Origin of the sequence: Bradyrhizobium sp. GCM10028915 (assembly GCF_042666195.1) — a bacterium.
Taxonomy (GTDB): domain Bacteria; phylum Pseudomonadota; class Alphaproteobacteria; order Rhizobiales; family Xanthobacteraceae; genus Bradyrhizobium; species Bradyrhizobium canariense_D.
In genome coordinates this window covers 101,881-122,857 of record NZ_JBHTFN010000045.1, presented here as the reverse complement: position 1 = coordinate 122,857, position 20,977 = coordinate 101,881, and the positions used below count along the sequence as shown (strand labels likewise).

At 65.0% G+C, this 20,977-nt stretch carries 20 protein-coding genes and 1 tRNA gene; 8 read left to right on the top strand and 13 right to left on the bottom strand.

Features of this window, described 5'->3' with window-relative positions; genetic code table 11:
• Positions 1-125 precede the first annotated feature (125 nt).
• The 5 genes from ACFQX9_RS27030 to ACFQX9_RS27010 all read right to left on the bottom strand — a co-directional run bounded on the left by ACFQX9_RS27030 (position 126) and on the right by ACFQX9_RS27010 (position 3,885).
• Positions 126-202, bottom strand: a tRNA-Arg gene (locus tag ACFQX9_RS27030).
• 97 nt (positions 203-299) lie between these two features.
• Positions 300-1,256 (bottom strand): tripartite tricarboxylate transporter substrate-binding protein, encoded by a 957-nt coding sequence (locus tag ACFQX9_RS27025; protein ID WP_085351615.1) that lies wholly within the window; start codon positions 1,254-1,256, stop codon positions 300-302.
• Positions 1,257-1,304: 48 nt separating this feature from the next.
• A complete protein-coding gene (locus ACFQX9_RS27020; RefSeq protein WP_018452976.1) occupies positions 1,305-1,676 on the bottom strand; it encodes a cupin domain-containing protein in 372 nt (123 codons plus the stop codon).
• A gap of 26 nt (positions 1,677-1,702) precedes the next feature.
• Entirely contained in the window at positions 1,703-2,341 is a 639-nt protein-coding gene (locus ACFQX9_RS27015) for an RraA family protein (RefSeq protein ID WP_377791121.1), read from the bottom strand.
• A 26-nt stretch (positions 2,342-2,367) separates the two neighbouring features.
• On the bottom strand, positions 2,368-3,885 hold the full coding sequence (locus tag ACFQX9_RS27010; RefSeq protein ID WP_377791095.1) for an AMP-binding protein: 1,518 nt from the start codon (positions 3,883-3,885) through the stop codon (positions 2,368-2,370).
• Between the two features lie 208 nt (positions 3,886-4,093).
• Between ACFQX9_RS27010 and ACFQX9_RS27005 the strand changes: the two genes are divergently transcribed.
• Complete coding sequence (locus tag ACFQX9_RS27005) at positions 4,094-4,726, top strand: hypothetical protein (RefSeq protein WP_085384088.1); 633 nt, start codon at positions 4,094-4,096, stop codon at positions 4,724-4,726.
• 117 nt (positions 4,727-4,843) lie between these two features.
• Here ACFQX9_RS27005 and ACFQX9_RS27000 read toward each other — a convergent pair whose 3' ends face one another.
• Positions 4,844-5,059 (bottom strand): hypothetical protein, encoded by a 216-nt coding sequence (locus tag ACFQX9_RS27000; RefSeq protein WP_377791094.1) that lies wholly within the window; start codon positions 5,057-5,059, stop codon positions 4,844-4,846.
• 28 nt (positions 5,060-5,087) lie between these two features.
• Entirely contained in the window at positions 5,088-6,095 is a 1,008-nt protein-coding gene (locus ACFQX9_RS26995) for a 2-dehydropantoate 2-reductase (protein WP_085351619.1), read from the bottom strand.
• A 158-nt stretch (positions 6,096-6,253) separates the two neighbouring features.
• On the opposite strand from ACFQX9_RS26995, the gene ACFQX9_RS26990 reads away from it, so the two are divergent.
• Together ACFQX9_RS26990 and ACFQX9_RS26985 are read left to right on the top strand one after the other, a co-directional pair.
• The gene (locus ACFQX9_RS26990) at positions 6,254-6,835 is read left to right on the top strand and encodes a YidB family protein (RefSeq protein ID WP_377791093.1); all 582 of its coding nucleotides are present in this window, start codon (positions 6,254-6,256) and stop codon (positions 6,833-6,835) included.
• 31 nt (positions 6,836-6,866) lie between these two features.
• Positions 6,867-7,139: a GlsB/YeaQ/YmgE family stress response membrane protein gene (locus tag ACFQX9_RS26985; RefSeq protein ID WP_377791092.1), complete on the top strand. Its 273-nt coding sequence runs from the start codon at positions 6,867-6,869 to the stop codon at positions 7,137-7,139.
• A gap of 182 nt (positions 7,140-7,321) precedes the next feature.
• Here the strand turns inward: ACFQX9_RS26985 and ACFQX9_RS26980 are convergent, their stop codons facing one another.
• On the bottom strand, positions 7,322-8,107 hold the full coding sequence (locus ACFQX9_RS26980) for an SDR family NAD(P)-dependent oxidoreductase (protein WP_085358831.1): 786 nt from the start codon (positions 8,105-8,107) through the stop codon (positions 7,322-7,324).
• Between the two features lie 239 nt (positions 8,108-8,346).
• Here ACFQX9_RS26980 and ACFQX9_RS26975 point away from each other — a divergent pair, with 239 nt between their 5' ends.
• Genes ACFQX9_RS26975 through ACFQX9_RS26965 form a run of 3 tightly spaced genes read left to right on the top strand, consistent with a single transcriptional unit; the run spans position 8,347 to position 11,423 of the window.
• A complete protein-coding gene (locus ACFQX9_RS26975) occupies positions 8,347-9,411 on the top strand; it encodes an acyl-CoA dehydrogenase family protein (RefSeq protein ID WP_377791091.1) in 1,065 nt (354 codons plus the stop codon).
• A 17-nt stretch (positions 9,412-9,428) separates the two neighbouring features.
• A complete protein-coding gene (locus ACFQX9_RS26970) occupies positions 9,429-10,589 on the top strand; it encodes an acyl-CoA dehydrogenase family protein (protein ID WP_085351673.1) in 1,161 nt (386 codons plus the stop codon).
• Between the two features lie 15 nt (positions 10,590-10,604).
• Positions 10,605-11,423: an enoyl-CoA hydratase/isomerase family protein gene (locus ACFQX9_RS26965; RefSeq protein ID WP_018452966.1), complete on the top strand. Its 819-nt coding sequence runs from the start codon at positions 10,605-10,607 to the stop codon at positions 11,421-11,423.
• 101 nt (positions 11,424-11,524) lie between these two features.
• On the opposite strand, the gene ACFQX9_RS26960 is transcribed toward ACFQX9_RS26965, so the two are convergent.
• The 4 genes from ACFQX9_RS26960 to ACFQX9_RS26945 form a co-directional block, all read right to left on the bottom strand.
• On the bottom strand, positions 11,525-13,693 hold the full coding sequence (locus ACFQX9_RS26960) for an acetate--CoA ligase family protein (protein ID WP_377791090.1): 2,169 nt from the start codon (positions 13,691-13,693) through the stop codon (positions 11,525-11,527).
• Positions 13,694-13,830: 137 nt separating this feature from the next.
• Positions 13,831-14,583 carry a hypothetical protein gene (locus ACFQX9_RS26955; RefSeq protein WP_026232430.1) on the bottom strand — a complete coding sequence of 251 codons (753 nt, stop codon included), beginning with the start codon at positions 14,581-14,583 and terminating at the stop codon, positions 13,831-13,833.
• A 2-nt stretch (positions 14,584-14,585) separates the two neighbouring features.
• Positions 14,586-15,377, bottom strand: a complete 792-nt coding sequence (locus ACFQX9_RS26950; RefSeq protein ID WP_085351625.1) for an enoyl-CoA hydratase — start codon at positions 15,375-15,377, stop codon at positions 14,586-14,588.
• Between the two features lie 134 nt (positions 15,378-15,511).
• Entirely contained in the window at positions 15,512-16,717 is a 1,206-nt protein-coding gene (locus tag ACFQX9_RS26945; protein WP_018452962.1) for an ABC transporter substrate-binding protein, read from the bottom strand.
• A gap of 254 nt (positions 16,718-16,971) precedes the next feature.
• Here ACFQX9_RS26945 and ACFQX9_RS26940 point away from each other — a divergent pair, with 254 nt between their 5' ends.
• Positions 16,972-17,811, top strand: a complete 840-nt coding sequence (locus tag ACFQX9_RS26940; RefSeq protein WP_377791089.1) for a thermonuclease family protein — start codon at positions 16,972-16,974, stop codon at positions 17,809-17,811.
• Between the two features lie 134 nt (positions 17,812-17,945).
• The gene (locus tag ACFQX9_RS26935; RefSeq protein WP_018452960.1) at positions 17,946-19,337 is read left to right on the top strand and encodes a M48 family metalloprotease; all 1,392 of its coding nucleotides are present in this window, start codon (positions 17,946-17,948) and stop codon (positions 19,335-19,337) included.
• Positions 19,338-19,535: 198 nt separating this feature from the next.
• Here ACFQX9_RS26935 and ACFQX9_RS26930 read toward each other — a convergent pair whose 3' ends face one another.
• A complete protein-coding gene (locus tag ACFQX9_RS26930) occupies positions 19,536-20,861 on the bottom strand; it encodes an MFS transporter (protein WP_007604615.1) in 1,326 nt (441 codons plus the stop codon).
• Positions 20,862-20,977: the final 116 nt, after the last annotated feature.

Below are 20,977 nucleotides of genomic sequence, written 5' to 3'. Positions count from 1 at the left end.
TGTCGTCTCCGGATATGGCAGCGAGGCGGGGCGGCAGTCAGCCCGGGCCAGGAAGGAAGCTTCGCGCTTCTAGCAATTTTTGCGCCGACGAGCGTGGCAAACGCGACGATTGCTCACTGAAAAACTGGCGATCCCGGGAAGACTCGAACTTCCGACCTACGGTTTAGGAAACCGTCGCTCTATCCGGCTGAGCTACGGGACCGCGGAACCCGCAGAGCGGGTTACCGGGGCTTCATATCAAAGCGGAGGGGGGATCGGAAGCCCTCCGCGTTGCTCAATGCGGAGGGCTGCCGGTCATCTCATGCCCGGATATTGTTGTCCTTGACCACCTTGCCCCAAATGGCGACCTGCTTGTCGAAGAAGGTCTTGAAGGCGGGAGCGTCCTCGAGCAGCAGCGTCATCTGCTGCGTTTCCTTGAGCTGGGCGGCGGTGGCGGGCTCGCTCAGGATCTCCTTGGACGCCGTCGCGAGGCCTGCGATGATGTCCGGCGGCGTGCCCGTGGGCGCGAAGATGCCCCACCAGGCCAGCGTCTCGAAATCCGGAAAGCCCGCCTCGATCCCGGTCGGCGTATCCGGCAGGCCCGGCAGCCGCTCGCGGCCGAGCTGCAGGATCGGACGCAGCATGTTGGTGCCGAGTTGGGCTGCGACCAGCGCCGCCGATCCCGCGATCAGGTCGACATGGCCGCCGAGCACGTCGTTCATCGCGGGACCACCGCCGCGATAGGGCACGTGCATGATCTCGACGCCGGCCTTGTTGCCGAGCACGGTCATGGCGAGATGGCCGAGCGTGCCGATGCCGACGGAGGCGTATTTCACCGCGCCGGGCGTCGCCTTGCAGGCCGCCACCACGTCGGCAAAGCTCTTGTAGGGGCGGCCTGCACCGGCAGCGATCACGTAAGGCGCGGTGCCGACCAGCAACACCGGCATTAGCTCGCGCTCGACATCGACGGGCGGCTTGTCGAGGATGGAGGGGATCACCGCGTGGGAATCGAAGGTGACCAGGAACGTCGAGCCGTCAGGCGGGCTCTTGGCGACCTGCGCCGCGCCGAGCGCGCCTGCCGCGCCCGACTTGTTCTCGACAATGACGATGCGGTTGAGCTTGGTTTGCAGATGGCTCTGGAGCAGCCGCGCCATCGCATCGGTGGATCCGCCCGGCGGAAACGGCACCACCAGTGTGATTTTTGAAGCCTGCGCCAACGCCGGCGTCATCGCGAGAATAGCCGGCGCTGCCAGCAGCGTCCGTCGTGTGATCGTCATGGTATCCCTCCCCTGTTTTCTCGCGCCCGGCTTTTGCTCTTTGGCGCTTTAAGTGGTCCCGAAACCGGATCCCGCTTTTCTGTATTCTGGCCGCGGCGGACTGAAGATGTCCAGCACGCGGGCGCCGTCGGGGCCGGCGCGCATGGTGTGCGGCACATTACCCGGCGTGCGCCAGAAGTCGCCTTTCTTCACGGCAATCTCCTCATCACCCTGGACGCGGATGGCGGAGCCGTCGAGCAGCACGCCCCACTGCTCCTCGGGATGATGGTGCAGCGTGCCTTGCGCATGCGGCGCCAGCGTCACCACCGACAGCATCGCCTGCTCGCCGGAGAAGATGCGCGTGGTCACCCCTGCCGCGAGCTCGCGAAACAACCCGTCGCCGTTATCGTCGAGATTGTGGAATTCGTCCTGCTGGCTCACGCCGCCCTCCTCTTCCTTCTCGCTGATCAGGATTTGCCATACGCGCCTTGATAACGGCCCTCGCGGATCGCCTTCAGCGTCTCCTCCTCGCGCGCGACCTGGGCTCGCACGGCGTCGAGCAGCGCCGCGGCACCGGCGGCGGCAAACGACACCACGCCGTCCTCGTCTCCGACGACGATGTCGCCGGGCGAGATCACGCTGCCGCCAATCGAAACAGGCACGTTGATCTCGCCGGGGCCGTTCTTGTAAGGGCCGCGGTGGATCACCGCGCGGGCATAGCAGGGAAAGTCATCGGCAGCGAACGCCGCGACGTCGCGGATCGCGCCGTCGATGACGTAGCCTTCGGCTTTGCGCCATTGCGCGATGTTCTTCATGATCTCACCGACCAGCGCGCGGGTCTCGTCGCCGCCGCCATCGACCACGATGACGTCGCCGGGGCCCACCAGCTCGAGCGCGCGGTGGATGGCGAGATTGTCACCGGGACGGGTGCGGACCGTGAGGGCCGTGCCCACCAGCTTGGCACCGCGATGATAGGGTTTGAGCCCCACGGCGCCCGGCAGCCGGCCGAGATTGTCCGAAATGACCGAGGTCGGCGCACCGCGAAAGCCCTCGATGATCGCGGCCGGCGGCTTCGGCACAGCGTTCGCGGCGATGGTGATGGTCATAATCTCGGTCCTTCCCATGAATTCTCTTAATCGGCGTCCGCCCGCGCCTTCGCCGGCCAAATCCGGAACGCGCGCCCCTCCTTCATCCACGCCGCGCGCTCGTCGCGCAACAGCGTGCGGCGAACTTTACCGGAATCGTCGCGTGGTGGGACGGTGACGATCTCGAAGCTCTCCGGGTGCTTGTAGCGGCTGAGCCTGTCTTTGAGGAAATCCGCCATTCCGTCGGCGATGGCTTGGCCGTCCGCATCGCTCTCCGGCTCGATGATGGCGTGCACGCGCTGGCCGAGTTCAGGATCGGGCAATCCCACCACAACGCAGGAGCGCACGCCAGGGCTCTCGGAGACGGCGGCTTCGACCTCGGCGGGATAGATGTTGGCGCCGCCGCGCAGCACCATGTCGGCGAGGCGGTCACCGAGATAAAGGTAGCCTTCCGCATCCAGCCTGCCGATATCGCCCAGCGATTCCCAGCCGTCGGCGCGGCGCTTCGGCTCGGCGCCGAGATAGTGATAGGTGGCGTCATTGCCGTCATTGTTGAGGAAGTAGATCTCGCCGGTCTCGCCCGGCGCGACGTCGTTGCCGTCCTCGCCGATGATGCGCAAGCGCGCCGTCTCGCCGATCTTGCCGACCGAGCCCTGGTGCGTCAGCCATTCCGTGCCGGAGATGATGCAGGAGCCCTGTCGCTCGGTGCCGCCATAGAGCTCCCAGATCCGCTCAGGCCCGAGCCAGGCGATCCAGTTCTCCTTCAGCCAGGGTGGCATCGGAGCGGCCATGTGGAAGACGGTTTGCAGGCTCGACACATCATAGGCGTTGCGCACGTGCTCCGGCAGCGCCCAGATCCTGTGCATCATGGTCGGCACGAAATTGACCCATTGCACGCGCTCGCGCGCGATTTGCCGCAGCGCCTCCTCGGCATCGAATTTGACGAGGCCGGTGAGCTGGCCGCCGGTGAACAACGCGTAATGCGACACGATGAACGGCGCATTGTGATAGAGCGGACCGGGATTGAGCAGCGAGACCCCGAAGGGGATGCTGAGCGGCGGCGCGGCGATCGTGTCGATCACCGCCGGCTGGTGATCGAGGATCACCTTCGGGCGGCCGGTCGATCCGCCGCTGGTCATGGCTTTCCAATAGCGCGCCACCGGTGCGGTGAGCGGCTCGTCCGAAAATCCTTCCGGCTCGAAATCCGCGGGCAGACGGTTCGGCGCGTTCCAGTCGGCTTCGCCGCCCACCACCAGCGCCGGCTTCAGGATGTCGAGCACCGCGGCGGCTTCGCCGCGCGGCAGCCGCCATGACAGCGAGGTCGGCGTCGCTCCGCATTTCCACACCGCAAACGAGGTCTCGAAGAACGCATTGCCGTTCGGCAATCCGATCGCCACGAAGTCGCCGGGCTTGACGCCCTTGACCATGAACGCCCGCGCGCGCCGGTTGGCGCCGCGTTCGAGCGCGTCCCATGTCAGCGTATCCCGCCCGTGACGAACGGCGATCGTGCCTTGCGGTTTGCGCTCGGCGTACCAGCGCGGCACGTCGGACAGGGGCAGCAGCATCAGGCGTTTCCACTTCGTTTTCTTGGCGTCGCCGATGAGGCGAGCGCAGGATGAAGTGACGCTGTGACTCCTGCGCCACGTCAAGCAAAAAATGTCAGCATCGCAGCCATGAAATTCCCGGGTTCCATGGGTGACAAGCAGGCCATAAAGGGGCAAAAATCAGCCCGACTCAGTTCGGGTTGAGTTTTGCAAGGAATGCTCTCGTAGAATGTCGGACGTAGTTGCATCGCATCGTGCGGCGCTGGTCGTTGCCGCAGCAGGATTTTTCCTGCTGGCGCCGTCGCATGCCCAGGCACAATGGTGGAAGCGCGCGCCTGTCGACTTCGAGGCCTGCGCCGACGCCGCCGAGAAAGCTACGACCAAATCCGAGAAGACGGCTGCGCTTGCCGACTGCAACGCCAAATTCGCCGGCCGGCGCAAGGCGGGCGGCGGCTATTCCTATTACGATTTCCTCCAGGACCGCAGCTTCGACATCGCCGGGCCCAATCCGACGCCGGAGGAGCAGAAGAAGATCGACGAATCCTACACCGCCTATCTCGCCAATCAGCGCCGCAGCAATGAAGCCGCGCAGGCCACCGCGCGCCAGCAGCGCGAGCAGCAGGAACAACAGGTGCAGCAGCTCCAGCGGGTCGCGTTGCGAACCGAGGTCGAGCGCGTGCCCGTGCCGGTCGAGCGGCCGAAAGTCCAGCAGGCCGCCATCGGCGACGCGCGGCCGCGGCCGAAGGGCACACCCTGCACCAAGGGCTCGTTCTCCTGCGAATGGCCGCGGCTGTCGGATGGATTGAACGACATCAAGAAGCTGTTCAGCCCGACGCCGAGCAAGCCCGCGAAGAAGGGCTGAGCTGCGCCGCCGTCATTGCGAGCGCAGCGAAGCAATCCAGCATCTCTCCGCGGAGGCAGTCTGGATTGCTTCGCTACGCTCGCAATGACGAACTGGGCGGGGATCCGTCTCCTAGCCTCAGTTCGTGTGCTTCTTCTTGCTGCGCTTCGGTTGAGCAACCGGCGCATTCACCGGCGCCGTTGTTGCCGGTGAACTACCCAACTGCGAACGACTCTCCTTCAGGCGCGCGTCATAGCCGGGCGAATTCGTGACGGTCGGCGGCCTTGCCTGAGCAAACGTGGAAGCTGCACATAAGGCGGCGAGCACGACCCCGATCGTCAAACAACGTTTCATCGCACGTCTCCCGTCAGCCGGCGTGAACTCATGCAGCGCCGCGAACCTGCTGCGGCGTCAGCCGCGGCGGACCCTTGCCCGCGGCCTCAGCCTCGTTGATCAGCGCAACAATGCGGCGCGACAGCGGCACGTCGACACTGTTCTGTTCGGCGAGGGCGATGATCGCGCCCTGGAGATAGTCGATCTCGGTCTTGCGGCCCTGCTTCAAATCCTGCCACATCGAGGAACGCGCCTCGGGATCGATCTTCATGGTCCTTCCCAGGATCAGGTCGAAAATCGGATCAGGCAGTCTCAGCAAGGCGGGCGTCCAGGACGACGGGATCGGCGTCGCCGAGACCGGTGTGATGCCGGCGGCCCTCATCGCAGCCAGCCCCTCCACCATCTGATCGGCGAACAGCCTTCGCCATTCGCGGTTCGCCAATTGCGCAGCGAGCGGCATATCGGACAAGGCGCTGAGCGCGTTGTTCAAATTGATGATCAGCTTGCCCCATTGCACGCCGGTGATGTCGCGGCTCGCGCGCATCGTGAGCCCCGGCACCGACAGCGCTGCGGCCGTGTTCGTATCATCCTGGCCAACATGAATGTCGCCGGAGGTCGAGCGGTGGAAGCGGCCCTCGCCCATCCCGACCACGTTGAAAGGCACCATGCCGGCGAGCACGCGGCGGTCGCCGAGGCGCTCGCGCAGCACCGCAACATTGCCGACGCCGTTTTGCAGCGAGACGATGACAGCGTCCTGCGGCGCATGCTGCGCGATGTGCTCGGCGACAGCGGCCGTGTCGGCGCTCTTCACCGTGACCAGCACGATGCCGGCGCTGTGCAAGATCGCGGGATCTTCCGATAGCGCGAGTTGGCCCGGATCGAGCTTCTTCTCGGAGCCGTCGAAATCGGTCAGAAGCAGACCGAACCGCTCGATCTCGGCCTTCACCCGCGGTCGCACCAGGAACGCGACGCGGCGACCGGCAGCCGCCAGGGTGCCGCCGACAAAACATCCGATGGCGCCCGCGCCGGCCACCACGATCGGTCGATCCGTCATCATCTTGGCTTGCCCCCTCAACGATCCGCCCTCGATAGCAGAGGCTGTGTCTGCTGCCCATTCCCGGAGTTGCGGCGCAATCGCCTTGTAACCGTCATGACGGCCTCATATGTTTTCGAACGGGGCTTGTTACCGGCAACAAAGCGCCAAGGGAGAACGCCATGGGTTTGCTCGACGTCCTCAACGGCATGCAGAACGGCCCGCGCGGGCCAAGCACGCCGAGTTCACAATCCTCATCCAGCGGCGGCATGTCGCCGATGACCATGGCGCTCCTTGGCCTTCTCGCCTGGAAGGCATTCAAGCATATGAGCGGCAACCAGAGCGGCAGCGCGCCGCAGCCGTCCCCCGCACCGACGCCGACGCATCTCCCCCCGCCGGTGAATGCAGGCGCTGGCGGAGGCCTCGGTGACCTGTTGAAGGGTGGCCTTGGCGGCCTGCTCGCGGGCGGCGCGGCCGGCAGCGTGCTCAGCGGCGGGCTCGGCGATCTCCTGAACCAGCTCCAGCAGGGCGGTCATGGCGACGCAGCCAATAGCTGGGTCGGCAAGGGCGAGAACAAGCCGATCGCACCAGGCGATCTCGCCAATGCGCTCGGCGCCGACCAGATCGAGAGCCTGTCCGCCCAGAGCGGCCTGCCGCGTGACGAACTGCTCTCGGGCCTCAGTCAGTATCTGCCGCAGGTGATCGACCACCTGACGCCGGACGGACGGCTGCCGACCGAGCAAGAGATCGCGGGCAGAGTCTGATTTGGTCTAGTCAAACGAGGGGAGCACGGACATGAGCATGGGTGGCTTGTTGTGGATCATCGTCGTCGGCTTCATCGCCGGCCTCATCGCGCGCTGGCTGGCGCCGGGACCGAACAATCCGAGCGGCTTCATCCTCACCACCATCCTAGGCATCGCCGGCGCGTTTCTCGCGACCTTCCTCGGCCAGGCCCTCGGGCACTACAGTCCCGACCAGGGCGCGGGATTCATCATGGCCACCATCGGCGCCGTGGTGGTGCTGTTCATCTGGCACCGGCTGGTGGCGAGCGGTGTGATCAAGGGGTGACGCTTCAAAACGCCGAAAGCGGCACACCGCCACCTCATCGTCATGCCCGGGCTTGACCCGGGCATCCACGTCTTTTGATCCGCGCGGCGACATGTGGATGGCCGGGTCAAGCCCGGCCATGACGGGAGAGAGCGGAGGCCGGGTCAAGCCCGGCCACGACGTGGAGAGAATTTGCCGCGCGATCACGTCACCAAATGCATCCCCGCATCCATGCGGACGACTTCGCCGGTCATGTTGCTGGAGGCCGGCATCGCCAGGAAACAGACGAGCTGCGCGATGTCTTCCGCCGATGACGCGACCTTCAGCGGCACCTTGGCCACCACGCTGTCGCGCACCTGCTTGGCGCCCGCCTCGCCGCGGCCCTTGGTGAACCAGGGCGTATCGATATAGCCCGGGCATACCGTGTTGACGCGGATCAGCGGCGCCAGCGCGCGCGACAGCGACAGCGTCATGGTGTTGAGCGCGCCCTTGCTCGCGGCGTATGCGATCGACGATCCGACGCCGCTGATGCCGGCGACCGAGGAGATGTTGACCACGGCGGACGGCCGCCCAGAAGCTTTGGCGCCGGCCTCGAGCAGGCTGCGCGCCGCGCGCACCATCTGGAACGGGCCGATGGTGTTGACGCCGTACAGGCGCTGGAAATCTTCCGCCGACAATCCGTCGAGATCGGCATGGACGACATGCTTGGTGGTGCCGGCATTGTTGACGAGCACGTCGAGCCGGCCCCAGCCGCCAGCTGCCGCGACGATCTTGCGGCAATCGTCATCCTTCGAGACGTCGCCCTGCGCGACCAGAACTTCCGGTGAGCCCGCCTTGCGGCAATGCTCCGCGGTCGCCTCCGCTTCCTTCTGGCTTGAGGAATAGTTGATGACGAGCCGCGCCCCGCTCCGTGCGAGAATTTCCGCGGTCGCAGCACCCAGGCCGGAGGCGGACCCCGTCACGATTGCGCACAAACTGTCCTTTGCCATCCGGATTTCCTTCCCCTTGATTGAGTATCGACGTTCTGTTTAGCGAGTTTGCCGCGCCCTGCAAATCGAGCAAACTCCGCTAAGCGGAATTAGCTCATCGCCCATGCCCGCGCCGCAGGTTGACCTGCGATCAGCGCTTGTCAGGGCCATGGCTTTTTTGGATCATCGGGCGCAAGAAGAACCTGCGCGCCCGCCCCACTGGGGCCGGATGCGCCAATGGCAAAAACACGGGGAACGCTGTGGCGAAGAGTGACAATATCGTCGTCGAGACCGCGGAGAAAATCTTCGCCGATCTCGCCGATCCGCAGACCGTCAACAACGACAAGAAGGATTCGTGGCAGGCGCCGCTGTGGCACGCGCTGAGCGAGGCCGGCCTGCCGCTGGCCTGGGTGCCCGACGATCTCGGCGGCTCCGGCGCGAGCCTGGCCGACGGCTTTGCGCTGCTGAACGCGGCCGGCCGTTTCGCTGTCGCGGTTCCCCTGGCCGAGACCATGCTGGCCGGCTGGCTGCTGGCGCAGGCGAAGATCGGATCCCCGGAGGGTGAGATGACGGTGCTGCCGGCATCCCCGAAGGACCGTATCACGCGCGATGCCGATGGTGCGCTCTCCGGCCGCGCCCGCGGCGTGCCCTTCGCAAAGGCGGCAAAGCACTTCGCGGTGCTGGCCCACGGCAAGGACGGCGCCTCGATCGCGCTGGTCGACGCGAGCAAGGGCCGGATCGAGACCGGACTCAATGTCGGCTACGACCACAGCGACACCGTCACGCTCGACAAGGTCCAGCCCGTCACCATCAAGCCCGCCCCGAGCGGCTTTGACCAGACCACAATGATGCTGATGGGCGGCGTCGCCCGCAGCCTTCAGATCGCGGGCGCGCTGGAATCGATGCTCGACATCTCCGTGCGCTATTCCAACGAGCGCGTCGCCTTCGAGAAGAAGATCTCCAAATTCCAGGCGGTGCAGCACAATCTCGCCCGCCTCGCCGGCGAGTCGGCTGCTGCGCTTGCGGCTGCGACTTCCGCGGCCGACGCCATCGCCAATGCAAAGTCGTTCGATGACGCGGTCTATCTCGAAGCCGCCTCCGCAAAGATCCGCTGCGCGGAAGCTGCGGAGAAGGGCGGCGCCATTGCGCACCAGGTCCATGGCGCGATCGGCTTCACCCTGGAGCACATCCTGCACCGCTATTCGCTGCGGGCATTGGCCTGGCGCGACGATTTCGGTTCGGAAAGCCACTGGGCCGTCGAGCTCGGCAAGCTCATTGCCAACCGTGGCGCCGACGAATTGTGGCCGCTCGTGGCTTCGCGCTGATCAGGGACGAGACAACAATGACCGCTGCCCTCCGTTTCGATCCGATCCGCCTGCCCGAGAAATGCGAGCAATTGCGCAAGGAAGTACGCGCCTTCCTCGCGGAGGAAATCGCCGCCGGCACCTTCGATCCGCACAAGCCCAACCGCGAAGACACCGACGCGCCGGAATTCTCCCGCCGGGTCGGCGCCAAGGGTTGGCTCGGCATGACATGGCCGAAAAAATATGGCGGCCAGGAGCGCTCGTTCCTCGAACGTTACGTGGTGACGGAGGAAATGCGCGTCGCCAACGCGCCGACGCGGCGCTTCTTCGTCGCCGATCGCCAGAGCGGGCCGGTGCTGCTGAAATACGCCCCAGAGCACATCAAGATGGACATCCTGCCGCGCATCTGCCGCGGCGAGATCTGCTTCGCGATCGGCATGAGCGAACCGAACTCCGGCTCGGACCTGTTTGCCGCGAAGACCCGCGCGACCAAGACCGACGGCGGCTATCTCATCAATGGCACCAAGATCTGGACCTCGTCGGCGCATATCGCCGACTACATGATCGCGATCTTCCGGACGTCGCAGCCGACCAAGGAAAACCGACGTCACGGCCTGACCCAGTTTCTGGTCAAGATGAAGCAGCCGGGCATCCAGGTGAACCCGATCGGCCAGATCACCGGCCAGTACGAGTTCAACGAGGTCGTGTTCACCGATTTCTTCGTGCCTGACGATCATGTGCTCGGCGAAGTGGACGGCGCCTGGAAGCAGGCGACCAGCGAGCTCGCTTATGAGCGTTCGGGCCCCGAGCGCTTCCTGGAGACCTATTACGTGCTGACCGAGCTGGTTCGCGCCGTTGGTCCCAATCCGGATACCCGCAGCGCCGAAGGCATCGGCCGGCTGGTGGCGCAGCTCCACACCATGCGGCGCATGTCGGTCTCGGTCGCGGGCATGCTGCAAGCCGGCAAGGAGCCGGTCGTCGAAGCCTCCATCGTCAAGGACATCGGCACGGTGTGGGAACAGCAGCTGCCGCACCGCGTGCGCGATCTCGCCGCCTTCGTCGAGGAGACCGCGACCAACCGCGAGACGCTGGAGCGGCAGCTCGACTTCGCCATCAAAACCGCGCCGAAACTCACCATCCAGGGCGGCACCACCGAGGTGCTGCGCGGCATCATCGCCCGCGGGCTTGGTTTGCGCTAATCATTCGAGGACATCATGAGCACCTATAAAGATATCGGCGTCGAAAAAGTTGGTCACGTCGGCACCATCGAGATCCGCCGCCCGCCGCTCAACTTCTTCGACATTTCGCTGATCAACCAGATCGCGGACGCACTCGACGAGTTCGATCGCGACATCGAGATTCGCGCCTCGGTGCTATCGGCCCAGGGCAAGGCGTTTTGCGCCGGCGCCAATTTCCAGGACCCGGCACGACAGGCGCAAGAGGCGCGCGAAGCCGATAAGACGGCCAAGGGCGATCCGGCCGATAGCCTCGGGGCGATCAATCATCTCTACATCCAGGCCGTGCGCATCTTCCGCGCCAAGAAGCCGATCGTCGCGGCCGTGCAGGGCGCCGCCATCGGCGGCGGACTGGGCCTCGCGGTCTCGGCGGACTTCCGGGTCACCTGCCCCGAAGCGCGCTTCTCCGCGAACTTTACAAAGCTCGGCTTTCATCCCGGCTTCGGCCTGACTGTGACGCTGCCCGAGCTGATCGGAAAGAACAACGCCGAGCTGATGTTCTACACCAGCCGCCGCGTCACCGGTGAGGAGGCCTTCAAATGGGGCCTCGCCAACGAGCTGGTGCCGCAGGACCAGGTCAAGGCGGCCGCACTGAAGCTCGCCGGTGAAATCGCCGAATGCTCCCCGCTCGGCCTCGTCTCCACCCGCGCCACGATGCGCGCTGGCCTCGCCGATCGCGTGATGGCCGCGACCAATCACGAGCTCGAGGAGCAGACCCGACTGCGCGCCACGGAAGACTTCAAGGAAGGCGTGAAGGCCACGGAAGAGCGGCGGGTCGCGAATTTCAGGGGGCGGTAGGTCCTTTCTTCCTTCTCCCCTTGTGGGAGAAGGTGGCGCGAAGCGCCGGATGAGGGGTTATCTCCGCAAGCCATTCTCTTGCGCTTGTGGAGAGAGACCCCTCACCCGTCTCGCCGCTTCGCGGCGAGCCACCCTCTCCCACAAGGGGAGAGGGATGATCTCCGCCCCACCACCAGCGCGTCCACGATCGTCACGCCCTGCCCTTCCGCGTGCACCAGCACCGGGTTGAGCTCGATCTCCGCGATCTCCTCTGCATGTTGCGCGGCAATCACGGAAATGTCCGCGATCAACTGCGAGACCGCCGCAACATCCGCCATCGCCGCCCCGCGAAATCCCGTCAATAGCGGCGCGGCTTTCAAGCGCGCCAGCATCGTGCCGGCTTCTTCCGCGCTGACCGGCGCCGGGCGGTAGACGACGTCGCGGAACAATTCGGTCGTGATGCCGCCAAGGCCCACCATCACCATCGGCCCGAACGTCGCGTCTGTCATGGTGCCGATGATGATCTCGACACCCTGCTTCGCCATCGGGCAGACCAGCACGCCCTGAATGGCCGCCTCAGGCCTGTGCTGGCGCACATTGTTGAGCAGCGCCTCGAACGCCAGAAACGCTTCGCCCTTTGTGGTGATATTGACGCGAACGCCGCCGACCTCGCTCTTGTGCGCGATGTCCGGCGACTGGATCTTCAGCACCAGCGGAAAGCCGACGCGGGCGACGGCATCATCGAGCTCGCCCTTGTCCTTCACCAGCACTTCATCCGGCAGCGCGATGCCGGCGGCGCGGAGCAATGTCTTGCTGTCGGCTTCCGAGAGCGCAGGCGATTTCAGCTGTGCTGAGATGTCCCGCGCGGGGACTTGCGCCCCGTCCGCGGGCTTCTGCAGCTCGAAGGTGGCATAATCGACGAGCTGCCGCATCGCGACGCCGACATAAGTGAGGCCGGAGAGCACCACGACGCCGGATTTGGCAAGCTCGCGCCGCGCGAAATCGGACGGTACCGTGTAGGAATAGAACACCACCGGCTTGTGCTGCGCGGCCAGCACCGGCGTCAGCTCGGCTTCCTTGAAGGGCTTCCGGACGTCGCTCGACAGCGACAGCACGATCAGGATTGCGTCGATCTCGTCCGACGCGGTGAGCACATCGACGCTCTTTTGCAAGCCGCCCGAGGTCACGCCCTGCGCCGTGACGTCGATCGGGTTGCGCGCGGTGCCGTAGGACGGCATCAGCGCCTTAATCTCCGCCTGGACTTTTTCGGAGAGCTCCGGCACCCGCAAGCCTTGCAGCGCCACGGCATCGGCGGCCCAGATGCCGGCGCCGCCGGAGACGGTGACCACGGCGACACGATCGCCTTTCGACAACGGATTGCTCGCAAGCACAGCTGCGATCGTCAGCGCCTCGTCGAGATCGTTGGAGACGATGAAGCCATATTTGGCGAACACCGCGTCGTAGGCCGCCGACCATCCGGCCATGCTCGCGGTGTGCGAGGCGGCCGCGCGCATCCCGGCGCCGGAGCGGCCGACCTTCGTGACGATGACAGGCTTTTTCAGTTCGGCGGCGCGCCGCGCTGCCGCGAGAAACTTGTCGACGTCGCGAATGCCTTCGATGAACAGCAGGATCACGTCCGTTGAAGCGTCCTGCACCATGTAATCCAGAAACTCGCCGGCCCCGAGATCGGATTCGTTGCCGGCACTGACGACATAGCTCACGGCAATGCCGAGCGCACTGGCGCGGTGATAATACGCAAAGCCGATGCCGCCGCTCTGCGCCACGATGCCGATCCGCTTCGTCGTGGCGACCAGCGGCACCACGCTCGGCTTGACGTCCACGGCGGGACTGAACGTCGCCGCCACGCGCTGCTTCTGGCTGAAAAAGCCTTCGGCATTCGGACCGGAAATCCGCATGCCGGTGCGCCTCGCCAGCGCCGCGATCGCGTCCTGCATCGCCGCGCTCTCCCCGCCCTCCTCGGCGAAGCCGGAGGAGATGATAACAGCGTTCTTCACGCCGGCGGCGGCGCATTGTTCGAGCGCGGCGAGCACCGCGCGGGCGGGGATGAGGATGATTGCGAGATCGACCGGCGCGCCGATGTCGGTGATCGATTTGTAGCAAATGAGGCCGTCGATCTCGGCGTAGTTCGGGTTCACCGGATAGATTTTTCCGGGATACTCGTTCTTGCGCAACATCGACAGCAGGCGCCCCGGAATCTTCTCGTGATCGCGCGAAGCACCGATCAGCGCGATGCTGGCGGGTGCAAAGAAGCTGTCGAGCGGATGCGGCATGTGCAGATTCCAATTGTCGGTCTGGCGCTACCCCCGGTCATGGCCGGGCCTGTCTCGCCTGCGCGGCCGAAGCCGCTTCGGCCGCGCAGGCGGGACAGGCCTGGGCATGACGACACAACGAGAACTAGCGCAAGTGGTCAAGCAGCGAGCCGAAATGTCACGCCGCTCAGCAGAAACTCATTGCCCGCCACCGCGAGCCCCTTGGCCTTGGCGGCATGCAGCACCTGGGCCACATCTGTCACCTGAAACTCCAGCGCGCTCATGATTTCGCTGGCGCCCTTCACGAACCGGAAGGTCGCGTTGGTCAGCTTCAGTTCGACATCGCCACTCGGCGCCACGCCGATGAGCTTGCCCCAATGCTCGGCCAGCCCTTGCGGGTCCGGGCTCTGTATTTCCACGCTCGTCAACGCCTGCGTCACGTCCTTGCGGATGAATTTATGCCAGTCTGGCCCCGCTGGCGGATAAGGCCCCAAAATGTCGTCGCTGCCTTCGGTGTGGTTGAACTCGATGAAGGCGGCGCGACAGTCGCGGGGATGGAGCTGCACGCCGTGATAGGGCGCGTGGTCGATCACGTTGGCGGTGCGCACGCCCAGAGCGTTGGCGTTACGGCCGCGCTCGTCGGGATCGTTGCAGCAGAAGATCGCCATGTAGCCGCCGCGGCCGCCGCTCTTCTCGATGAAGCGGCCGGCCGTGGTGCCCTCCTTGAACGGCGCGACCACCTCCAGCAGGATCGTGTCGACCGGCAGCAGCGCGTTCTCCAGGCCGTATTTCGCGACGTTGCCGTCGCGGTAGCAGACAGCGAGGCCCATGATGTCAGCGATATCCGCGATCACGGGCGCGAGCTGCGGCGCGACCAGGCAGATCTGCCGCAACCGCATATAGGGCGCCATCGTCATGCGCCCTTGAAGGTCGGCTTGCGCTTCTCGACGAACGCCTTTGCGGCCTCCTTGTGATCCTCGGTATCGCTGCAGCGGGTGTGATGGATCGCCTCGCCGTCGAAGCAATCCTCCAGCGCGAGATGCTCGGCATTGTTGATGTTGCGCTTGATGAAGCCAAGCGCGATCGACGGGCCCTGCGCCAGCGACAGTGCGAGCTCGTGCGCGGCCGTATCGATCTCGGCGTCGGGGACAACCTTGGTCACCATGCCGATCGCATGTGCTTCCTTCGCGGTCAGCACCGGCGAGGTCAGATAGAGCTCGCGCGCCCGCGCACTGCCGAGCAGCTGGGTGAGGAAATAGGTGCCGCCGTAATCGCCGGAGAAGCCGACTTTTGCGAAGGCGGTGGTGATCTTGCAGGATTCGGAAGCGACGCGGAGGTCGCACGACAGCGCCATCGACAGACCCGCGCCGGCCGCAGCACCATCGAGCTGTGCCACCACGGGCTTTGGCATCTGGTGCAGGATACGCGACACTTCCATGCCGCGGCGCAGGTTCGCCATCTTCACTTCGAACGGCAGCGGCGCCCGGCCCTCGGCCATCGACTTGACGTCGCCGCCGACGCAGAAACTGCCGCCCGCGCCCTTGAACAAGACCGCGCGCACCTCCGGATCATCCGCCGCGCGCCGTGCCGCCACGACCAGCCCGGCCACCATGTCCGGGTTGAGCGCGTTCTTGCGCTCGGGCCGGTTCATGGTGATGGTGAGCAGCCCGCCTTCGAGCTTCTGCAGGACCATATCGTTGCTCATGGGACGTCTCCCTTGTTGTTGTTTGCTTCGGTCTATCGACGCTCGTCATTGCGAGCGAAGCGAAGCAATCCAGAGATGTTTCCGCGGAGACAGCCTGGATTGCTTCGTCGCTTCGTTCCTCGCAATGACGGTGTTTATTTCTTCACCAACGGGCAGCGCGACTGCTCCAGCGACTGGAACGCCTCGCTGCCGGGCACGGTGGCGAGCAGCTTGTAGTCGTCCCAGCGGCCCTTGGATTCCGACGGCTTCTTGACCTCGAACAGGTACATGTCGTGCAGCATGCGGCCGTCCTCGCGGATCTTGCCGTTCTTGGCGAAGAAGTCGTTGATCGGCGTCTCCTTCATCACTTTCATCACCGTCGCAGCGTCGGTCGTGCCGGCTGCCTTCACCGCTTTCAGATAGTGAGTCACGGACGAATAGACACCAGCTTGCGCCGAGGTCGGCGGCCGCTTCATACGCTCCTGGAAGCGCTTCGAGAACGCGCGGGTGTCATCGTTGAGATCCCAGTAGAAGGCTTCCGCCAGCAACAGGCCCTGCGCGGTCTCGAGTCCGATGGAGTCGATATCGGTCACGAAGGCGAGCAGCGGCGAGACCTTCTGGCCGCCCTTGGTGATGCCGAACTCGGCCGCCTGCTTGATGGCGTTGACGGTGTCGCCGCCGGCGTTCGCAAGCCCGATCACCTTGGCTTTCGAGGCCTGGGCCTGCAGCAGGAACGACGAGAAATCCGACGTGTTGAGGGGATGGCGCACGCTGCCGAGCACCTTGCCTCCGGTTTTGGTCACGACGGCGCTGGTGTCCTTTTCCAGATCCTGGCCGAAGGCGTAGTCGGCGGTGAGGAAGTACCAAGTGTCGAGGCCCGACTTCACGGCCGCAAGGCCGGTCACATTGGCCTGACCGTAGGTGTCGAACACGTAGTGAATGGTATAGGGACCGCAGGCCTCGTTGGTGAGGCGGATCGAGCCCGGGCCGTTGAACATGATGATCTTGTTGCGCGCTTTCGCGATCTCGCCGGCGGCGAGCGCGGTCGCGGAGGCCGCGACGTCATAGATCATTTCGACGCCCTGATTGTCGAGCATGTCGCGGGCGATATTGGCGGAGAGATCGGCCTTGTTCTGATGGTCGGCAGCCAGCACCTGGATCTTGCGGCCGAGCACCTCACCGCCAAAGTCCTCCACGGCCATCTTGGCCGCGGTCTCGCTGCCGGGGCCGGTGATGTCGGCATACAGGCTCGACATGTCGAGGATGCCGCCGATCTTCAGTGGCGGCTTGTCCTGGGCCTGCACGGCGCTCGCGCTCAGCGCCAACGCAGCGGCAAAAATGCCCGACAAAACATGCTTCATCGAAAAGACCTCCCTTATCGCGCCGTACTCTGATGGCGGCTTGGTTATTGCTGTTACCGCAATCATGCCGCATGCGCGACAGCGCAGCAAGCGCACGGGACGATGCAGATGAACGATCAACACGCGCTTTCCGCAAAGCGGAATGACGAGATGCGGAAGAGTGCCTCCGCCGTCATTGCGAGCGCAGCGAAGCAATCCAGGATCTTTCCTCGGAGGGACTCTGGATTGCTTCCCTGCGCTCGCAATGACGGAGTATGAACAAACAGTCTTCGCGCCCCACCGCGCTTGAGTTATGGTTGGAGCGCAACGCAACCTTTCCGGGCAACGTGACGCGACTGCTTCATCTCATCGTCGCATGTCTTCTGGTCGCGGCTCGCGGTGCGTCCGCCACGCCGTGCCAGTTCGAGTCCCAGGGCGAAGGCCGCGTCACCGCGATCGATGCGCGCAGTCTGCGTCTCGATGACGGCCGGGAAATCCGCTTGACCGGCATCGAGCCGACCGCAACCACGAAGCAGGCGCTGACGACGCTGCTCGTCGGTCGCGACGTTATTTTGCGCAGCGCCGACGACACGCCCGACCGCTACGGCCGCCAGGGCGCGCTGGTCTTTGTCGGCGAGAGCGACATCTCCGTGCAGGCGACGCTCCTCGCCCAGGGCGACGCCATCGTCTCCGCCGAGATCGCCGATAAGGACTGCGCGGCCGCCCTGATGGCGGCGGAGGCCGAGGCGAGGCGCCAAAAAAAGGGCAGCTGGGCTGACCTGTCGGCCATAAAAAACGCGGAAAGTCCGGACGATATTTTGGCGGGGATCGGGCGTTTTGTGGTGGTCGAGGGCAAAGTCCTGTCGGTCCGGCAAGCTGGGGCAATGACCTACCTCAACTTCGGACGAAACTGGACACGCGGCTTCGCCGTGACTATTTCAAAGCGCATGATACCCGCGTTCGAAAGCGCCGGGATTGCCCTTAAGTATCTGGAAAATAAGCGTATTCGTGTCCGGGGCTGGGCTGAGGGGAATACGGGGCCGCGTATCGATGTACGCCTCGTGGGACAAATCGAGTTGCTGGGCGCAAACGAGCCGACAGGGGTAAGGCCCTAAAAAGGGCCAGGCACGGGTTAAGCGACGTGAATGGGGTGCTAGGACGGCACGGACGAGGTGAACGCCGCCGCCTGCGGGCAGCGCCGGCTGCGCTATGCCTCGTGCTGGGTTCAGCCCTCGCCGGTTGCGGCGATATGGGCCGGTTCCAGACCGCGGCGGCGCCCCCGACCGTCGCAATGCCCAAGCCGAAGCCGGCCGTCGCGCAGACCCCCGCCACCGAAAAGGAGCACGAGCGCATCCTGGCGAGCTACGGCGGCACATATGACGACCCCAGGCTCGAATCGCTCGTCACCAAGACCGTCGACCGGCTGGTCGCAGCGTCCGACCGCCCTGATCAGGGTTACAGGGTCACGATCCTCAATTCCGGCGCGGTGAACGCCTTCGCGCTGCCGAACGGCCAGCTCTATGTCACGCGCGGTCTTCTTGCGCTGGCGAGCGATACGTCGGAATTGTCCTCCGTGCTCAGCCACGAGATGGCGCATGTGCTGTCCAAGCACGCCGCGATGCGCGAGGACCAGGCCCGCCAGGCCGCGATCGTCACCCGCGTCGTCACCGACATGAGCAACGATCCCGATCTCACCGCGCTGGCGCTCGCCAAGACCAAGCTGACCATGGCGAGCTTTTCGCGCAATCAGGAGTTCGAGGCCGACGGCGTCGGCGTCGGCATCTCCGCCAAGGCCCATTTCGATCCTTATGGTGCTGCACGCTTTCTCTCGGCGATGGAGCGCAATGCCGAGCTGAAGGTCGGCAAGACCTCACTCGATCCGCGCGCGCAGGATTTCACCTCGTCGCATCCGGCAACGCCCGAGCGCGTGCAGAACGCGCAGACCATCGCGCGGCAATACGCAGCGCCAGAGGGCGGCGAGCGCGACCGCGAGACCTATCTCGCCGCGATCGACAATCTCGTCTACGGCGAAGACCCAAGCGAAGGTTTTGTCCGCGGCCGGCGCTTCCTGCATCCGAAGCTCGGTTTCACCTTCCAGGCGCCGGACAATTTTACGCTCGACAATACCGCGCAGGCCGTGATCGGCGTGCGCGACGGCGGCTCGCAGGCGATGCGTTTCGATGTCGTGCGGGTGCCGGCCGAACAGTCGCTGGGCGATTACCTGAATTCCGGCTGGATGGAGGGCGTCGAGAAGGCCTCCACCGAGGACATCACCATCAACGGTTTTCCGGCTGCGTCCGCCACCGCCAAGGGCGACCAGTGGCAGTTCAAGGTCTATGCGCTGCGCTTCGGTAGCGACGTCTACCGCTTCATCTTCGCGGCACGGCAGAAGTCGACCGAGAGCGAGCGCAATGCGCGCGAGACCGTCGGTTCATTCCGCCGCCTGACGCTCGACGAGATCCAGGCCGCGCGCCCGCTGCGCATCAAGGTCATCACCGTACAGCCTGGCGACACCGTGGAATCGCTCTCCCACCGCATGGCCGGCGTCGACCACCCGGCCGAGCGTTTTCGCGTGCTCAACGGGCTCGATCGCAACGCGCAGGTGAAGGTGCGCGATCGTGTGAAGGTCGTGGCGGATTGACGCGCGGTGGTTCCGCAAACTCCGCTGTCGTCCCGGCGTCGGCCGGGACCCATAACCACAGGGAGCAATTTGGCGGGTGCTGGTCGTTCGGGATTAAGTACACCCGCGTTCGATAGATCACGCGGTATGGGTCCCGGCCCCCGTGCGCAATTGCGCACTAGGCCGGGACGACATTCGCTTGTAGCTGCAGCTCACGCCCTAACCGCCCGCGTCCATATCGCCGGCCTCGCGCTGGCCGCTGAGCCAGAGCGCGAGCAAGGTCCAGAACGCGCCTGACAGCAGGTACGCACCCGAGGCGATGACGCCGAGATTGGTCGCAAGCAACAGAGCGACCAGCGGTGCAAAGCCGGCGCCGAACAGCCAGGCCATGTCGGAGGTCAGTGCCGAGGCCGTGTAGCGATACGCCTGCTTGAAGTTCGAGGCGATCGCACCCGAGGACTGGCCGAACGACAGGCCGAGCAGGATGAAGCCGATCACCATGTAGATGGTCTCGCCGAACGCGCCGGCATCGAGCAGCTGCGGGGCAAAGCCGCTGTAGATCGCGATCGCGATCGCCGATCCCATCAGCAGCGACTTGCGGCCGACGCGATCGGCGATGACGCCGGAGAGCACGATCGCGCCGACGCCGAACACGGCGGCGACGATCTCGATGATCAGGAAGCGCACCGGGCTTTCGCGGGTGAACAGGAACACCCAGGACAGCGGAAACACCGTGACCATGTGGAACAGCGCGAAGCTCGCCAGCGGCGCAAACGCACCGAGCATGATGTTCTGGCCTTCGCGCGCCACAGTCTCGGAGATGCGCGAGGGTTGCAATTCGCGGGTCTCGAACAGCGAGGCATATTCTTCCGTCGTCACCATGCGCAGGCGCGCGAACAGCGCCACGACGTTGATGGCGAAGGCGACGAAGAACGGATAGCGCCAGCCCCAATCGAAGAAATCGTCGGCCGACAGATTCCCGGCGAAATAGGCGAACAGCCCGCTCGCCACGATCAGACCAAGCGGCGCACCAAGCTGCGGCACCATCGCGTACCAGCCGCGCTTTGAAGGCGGCGCGTTCAGCGCCAGCAGCGAGGCCATGCCGTCCCAGGCGCCGCCCCAGGCCAGACCCTGTGCGATGCGCGCCAGCGCCAGCAGCCAGATCGCGGCAGCGCCGATCTCGTGATAGCCGGGCAGGAACGCGATCGCGACGGTGGCGGTGCCGAGCAGGAACAGCGCCGAGATCAGCTTGGCCGTCTTGCCGTACTCGCGGTCGACCGTCATGAAAATGACGGTGCCGATCGGCCGCGCCATGAAGGCCAGCGCGAAGATCATGAAGGAATAGAGGGTGCCGGTCAGTTCGCTCGTGAACGGGAAGACCAGGCGCGGGAACACGATCACCGAGGCGATCGCGAAAACGAAGAAGTCGAAGAATTCCGAGGTGCGGCCGATGATGACGCCGATGGCGATCTCGCCGGGACTGGCCTGGTCGTGGCCGTGCTCGCCCGAGTGGTCTGCCATTGCGGGGGTCTGTGCCATCGCCATTCGCGCGCCCTTAACGTCCTGAAAACCAAAGCCGACCGCCCGGCGAGGTGCCAGGCAATCTAGCCCTGTCTGGCGCAACATCCCGCACTGCAACATTGGACAAATTGTCCACTGTC

What these genes read in the sequence shown, in the direction of transcription:
- ACFQX9_RS26985 (WP_377791092.1), top strand. Translation starts at nt 6,867, where the DNA reads ATGAGCATGGGTGGCTTGTTGTGGATCATCGTCGTCGGCTTCATCGCC.
- ACFQX9_RS26970 (WP_085351673.1), top strand. Translation starts at nt 9,429, where the DNA reads ATGACCGCTGCCCTCCGTTTCGATCCGATCCGCCTGCCCGAGAAATGC.
- ACFQX9_RS26935 (WP_018452960.1), top strand. Translation starts at nt 17,946, where the DNA reads ATGGGCCGGTTCCAGACCGCGGCGGCGCCCCCGACCGTCGCAATGCCC.
- ACFQX9_RS26995 (WP_085351619.1), bottom strand. Translation starts at nt 6,095, where the DNA reads ATGATGACGGATCGACCGATCGTGGTGGCCGGCGCGGGCGCCATCGGA.
- ACFQX9_RS27025 (WP_085351615.1), bottom strand. Translation starts at nt 1,256, where the DNA reads ATGACGATCACACGACGGACGCTGCTGGCAGCGCCGGCTATTCTCGCG.
- ACFQX9_RS26945 (WP_018452962.1), bottom strand. Translation starts at nt 16,717, where the DNA reads ATGAAGCATGTTTTGTCGGGCATTTTTGCCGCTGCGTTGGCGCTGAGC.
- ACFQX9_RS26930 (WP_007604615.1), bottom strand. Translation starts at nt 20,861, where the DNA reads ATGGCGATGGCACAGACCCCCGCAATGGCAGACCACTCGGGCGAGCAC.
- ACFQX9_RS26980 (WP_085358831.1), bottom strand. Translation starts at nt 8,107, where the DNA reads ATGGCAAAGGACAGTTTGTGCGCAATCGTGACGGGGTCCGCCTCCGGC.
- ACFQX9_RS27000 (WP_377791094.1), bottom strand. Translation starts at nt 5,059, where the DNA reads ATGAAACGTTGTTTGACGATCGGGGTCGTGCTCGCCGCCTTATGTGCA.
- ACFQX9_RS26950 (WP_085351625.1), bottom strand. Translation starts at nt 15,377, where the DNA reads ATGAGCAACGATATGGTCCTGCAGAAGCTCGAAGGCGGGCTGCTCACC.
- ACFQX9_RS26960 (WP_377791090.1), bottom strand. Translation starts at nt 13,693, where the DNA reads ATGCCGCATCCGCTCGACAGCTTCTTTGCACCCGCCAGCATCGCGCTG.
- ACFQX9_RS26940 (WP_377791089.1), top strand. Translation starts at nt 16,972, where the DNA reads ATGAACAAACAGTCTTCGCGCCCCACCGCGCTTGAGTTATGGTTGGAG.
- ACFQX9_RS27010 (WP_377791095.1), bottom strand. Translation starts at nt 3,885, where the DNA reads ATGCTGCTGCCCCTGTCCGACGTGCCGCGCTGGTACGCCGAGCGCAAA.
- ACFQX9_RS26965 (WP_018452966.1), top strand. Translation starts at nt 10,605, where the DNA reads ATGAGCACCTATAAAGATATCGGCGTCGAAAAAGTTGGTCACGTCGGC.
- ACFQX9_RS27005 (WP_085384088.1), top strand. Translation starts at nt 4,094, where the DNA reads ATGTCGGACGTAGTTGCATCGCATCGTGCGGCGCTGGTCGTTGCCGCA.
- ACFQX9_RS27015 (WP_377791121.1), bottom strand. Translation starts at nt 2,341, where the DNA reads ATGACCATCACCATCGCCGCGAACGCTGTGCCGAAGCCGCCGGCCGCG.
- ACFQX9_RS26955 (WP_026232430.1), bottom strand. Translation starts at nt 14,583, where the DNA reads ATGGCGCCCTATATGCGGTTGCGGCAGATCTGCCTGGTCGCGCCGCAG.
- ACFQX9_RS26990 (WP_377791093.1), top strand. Translation starts at nt 6,254, where the DNA reads ATGGGTTTGCTCGACGTCCTCAACGGCATGCAGAACGGCCCGCGCGGG.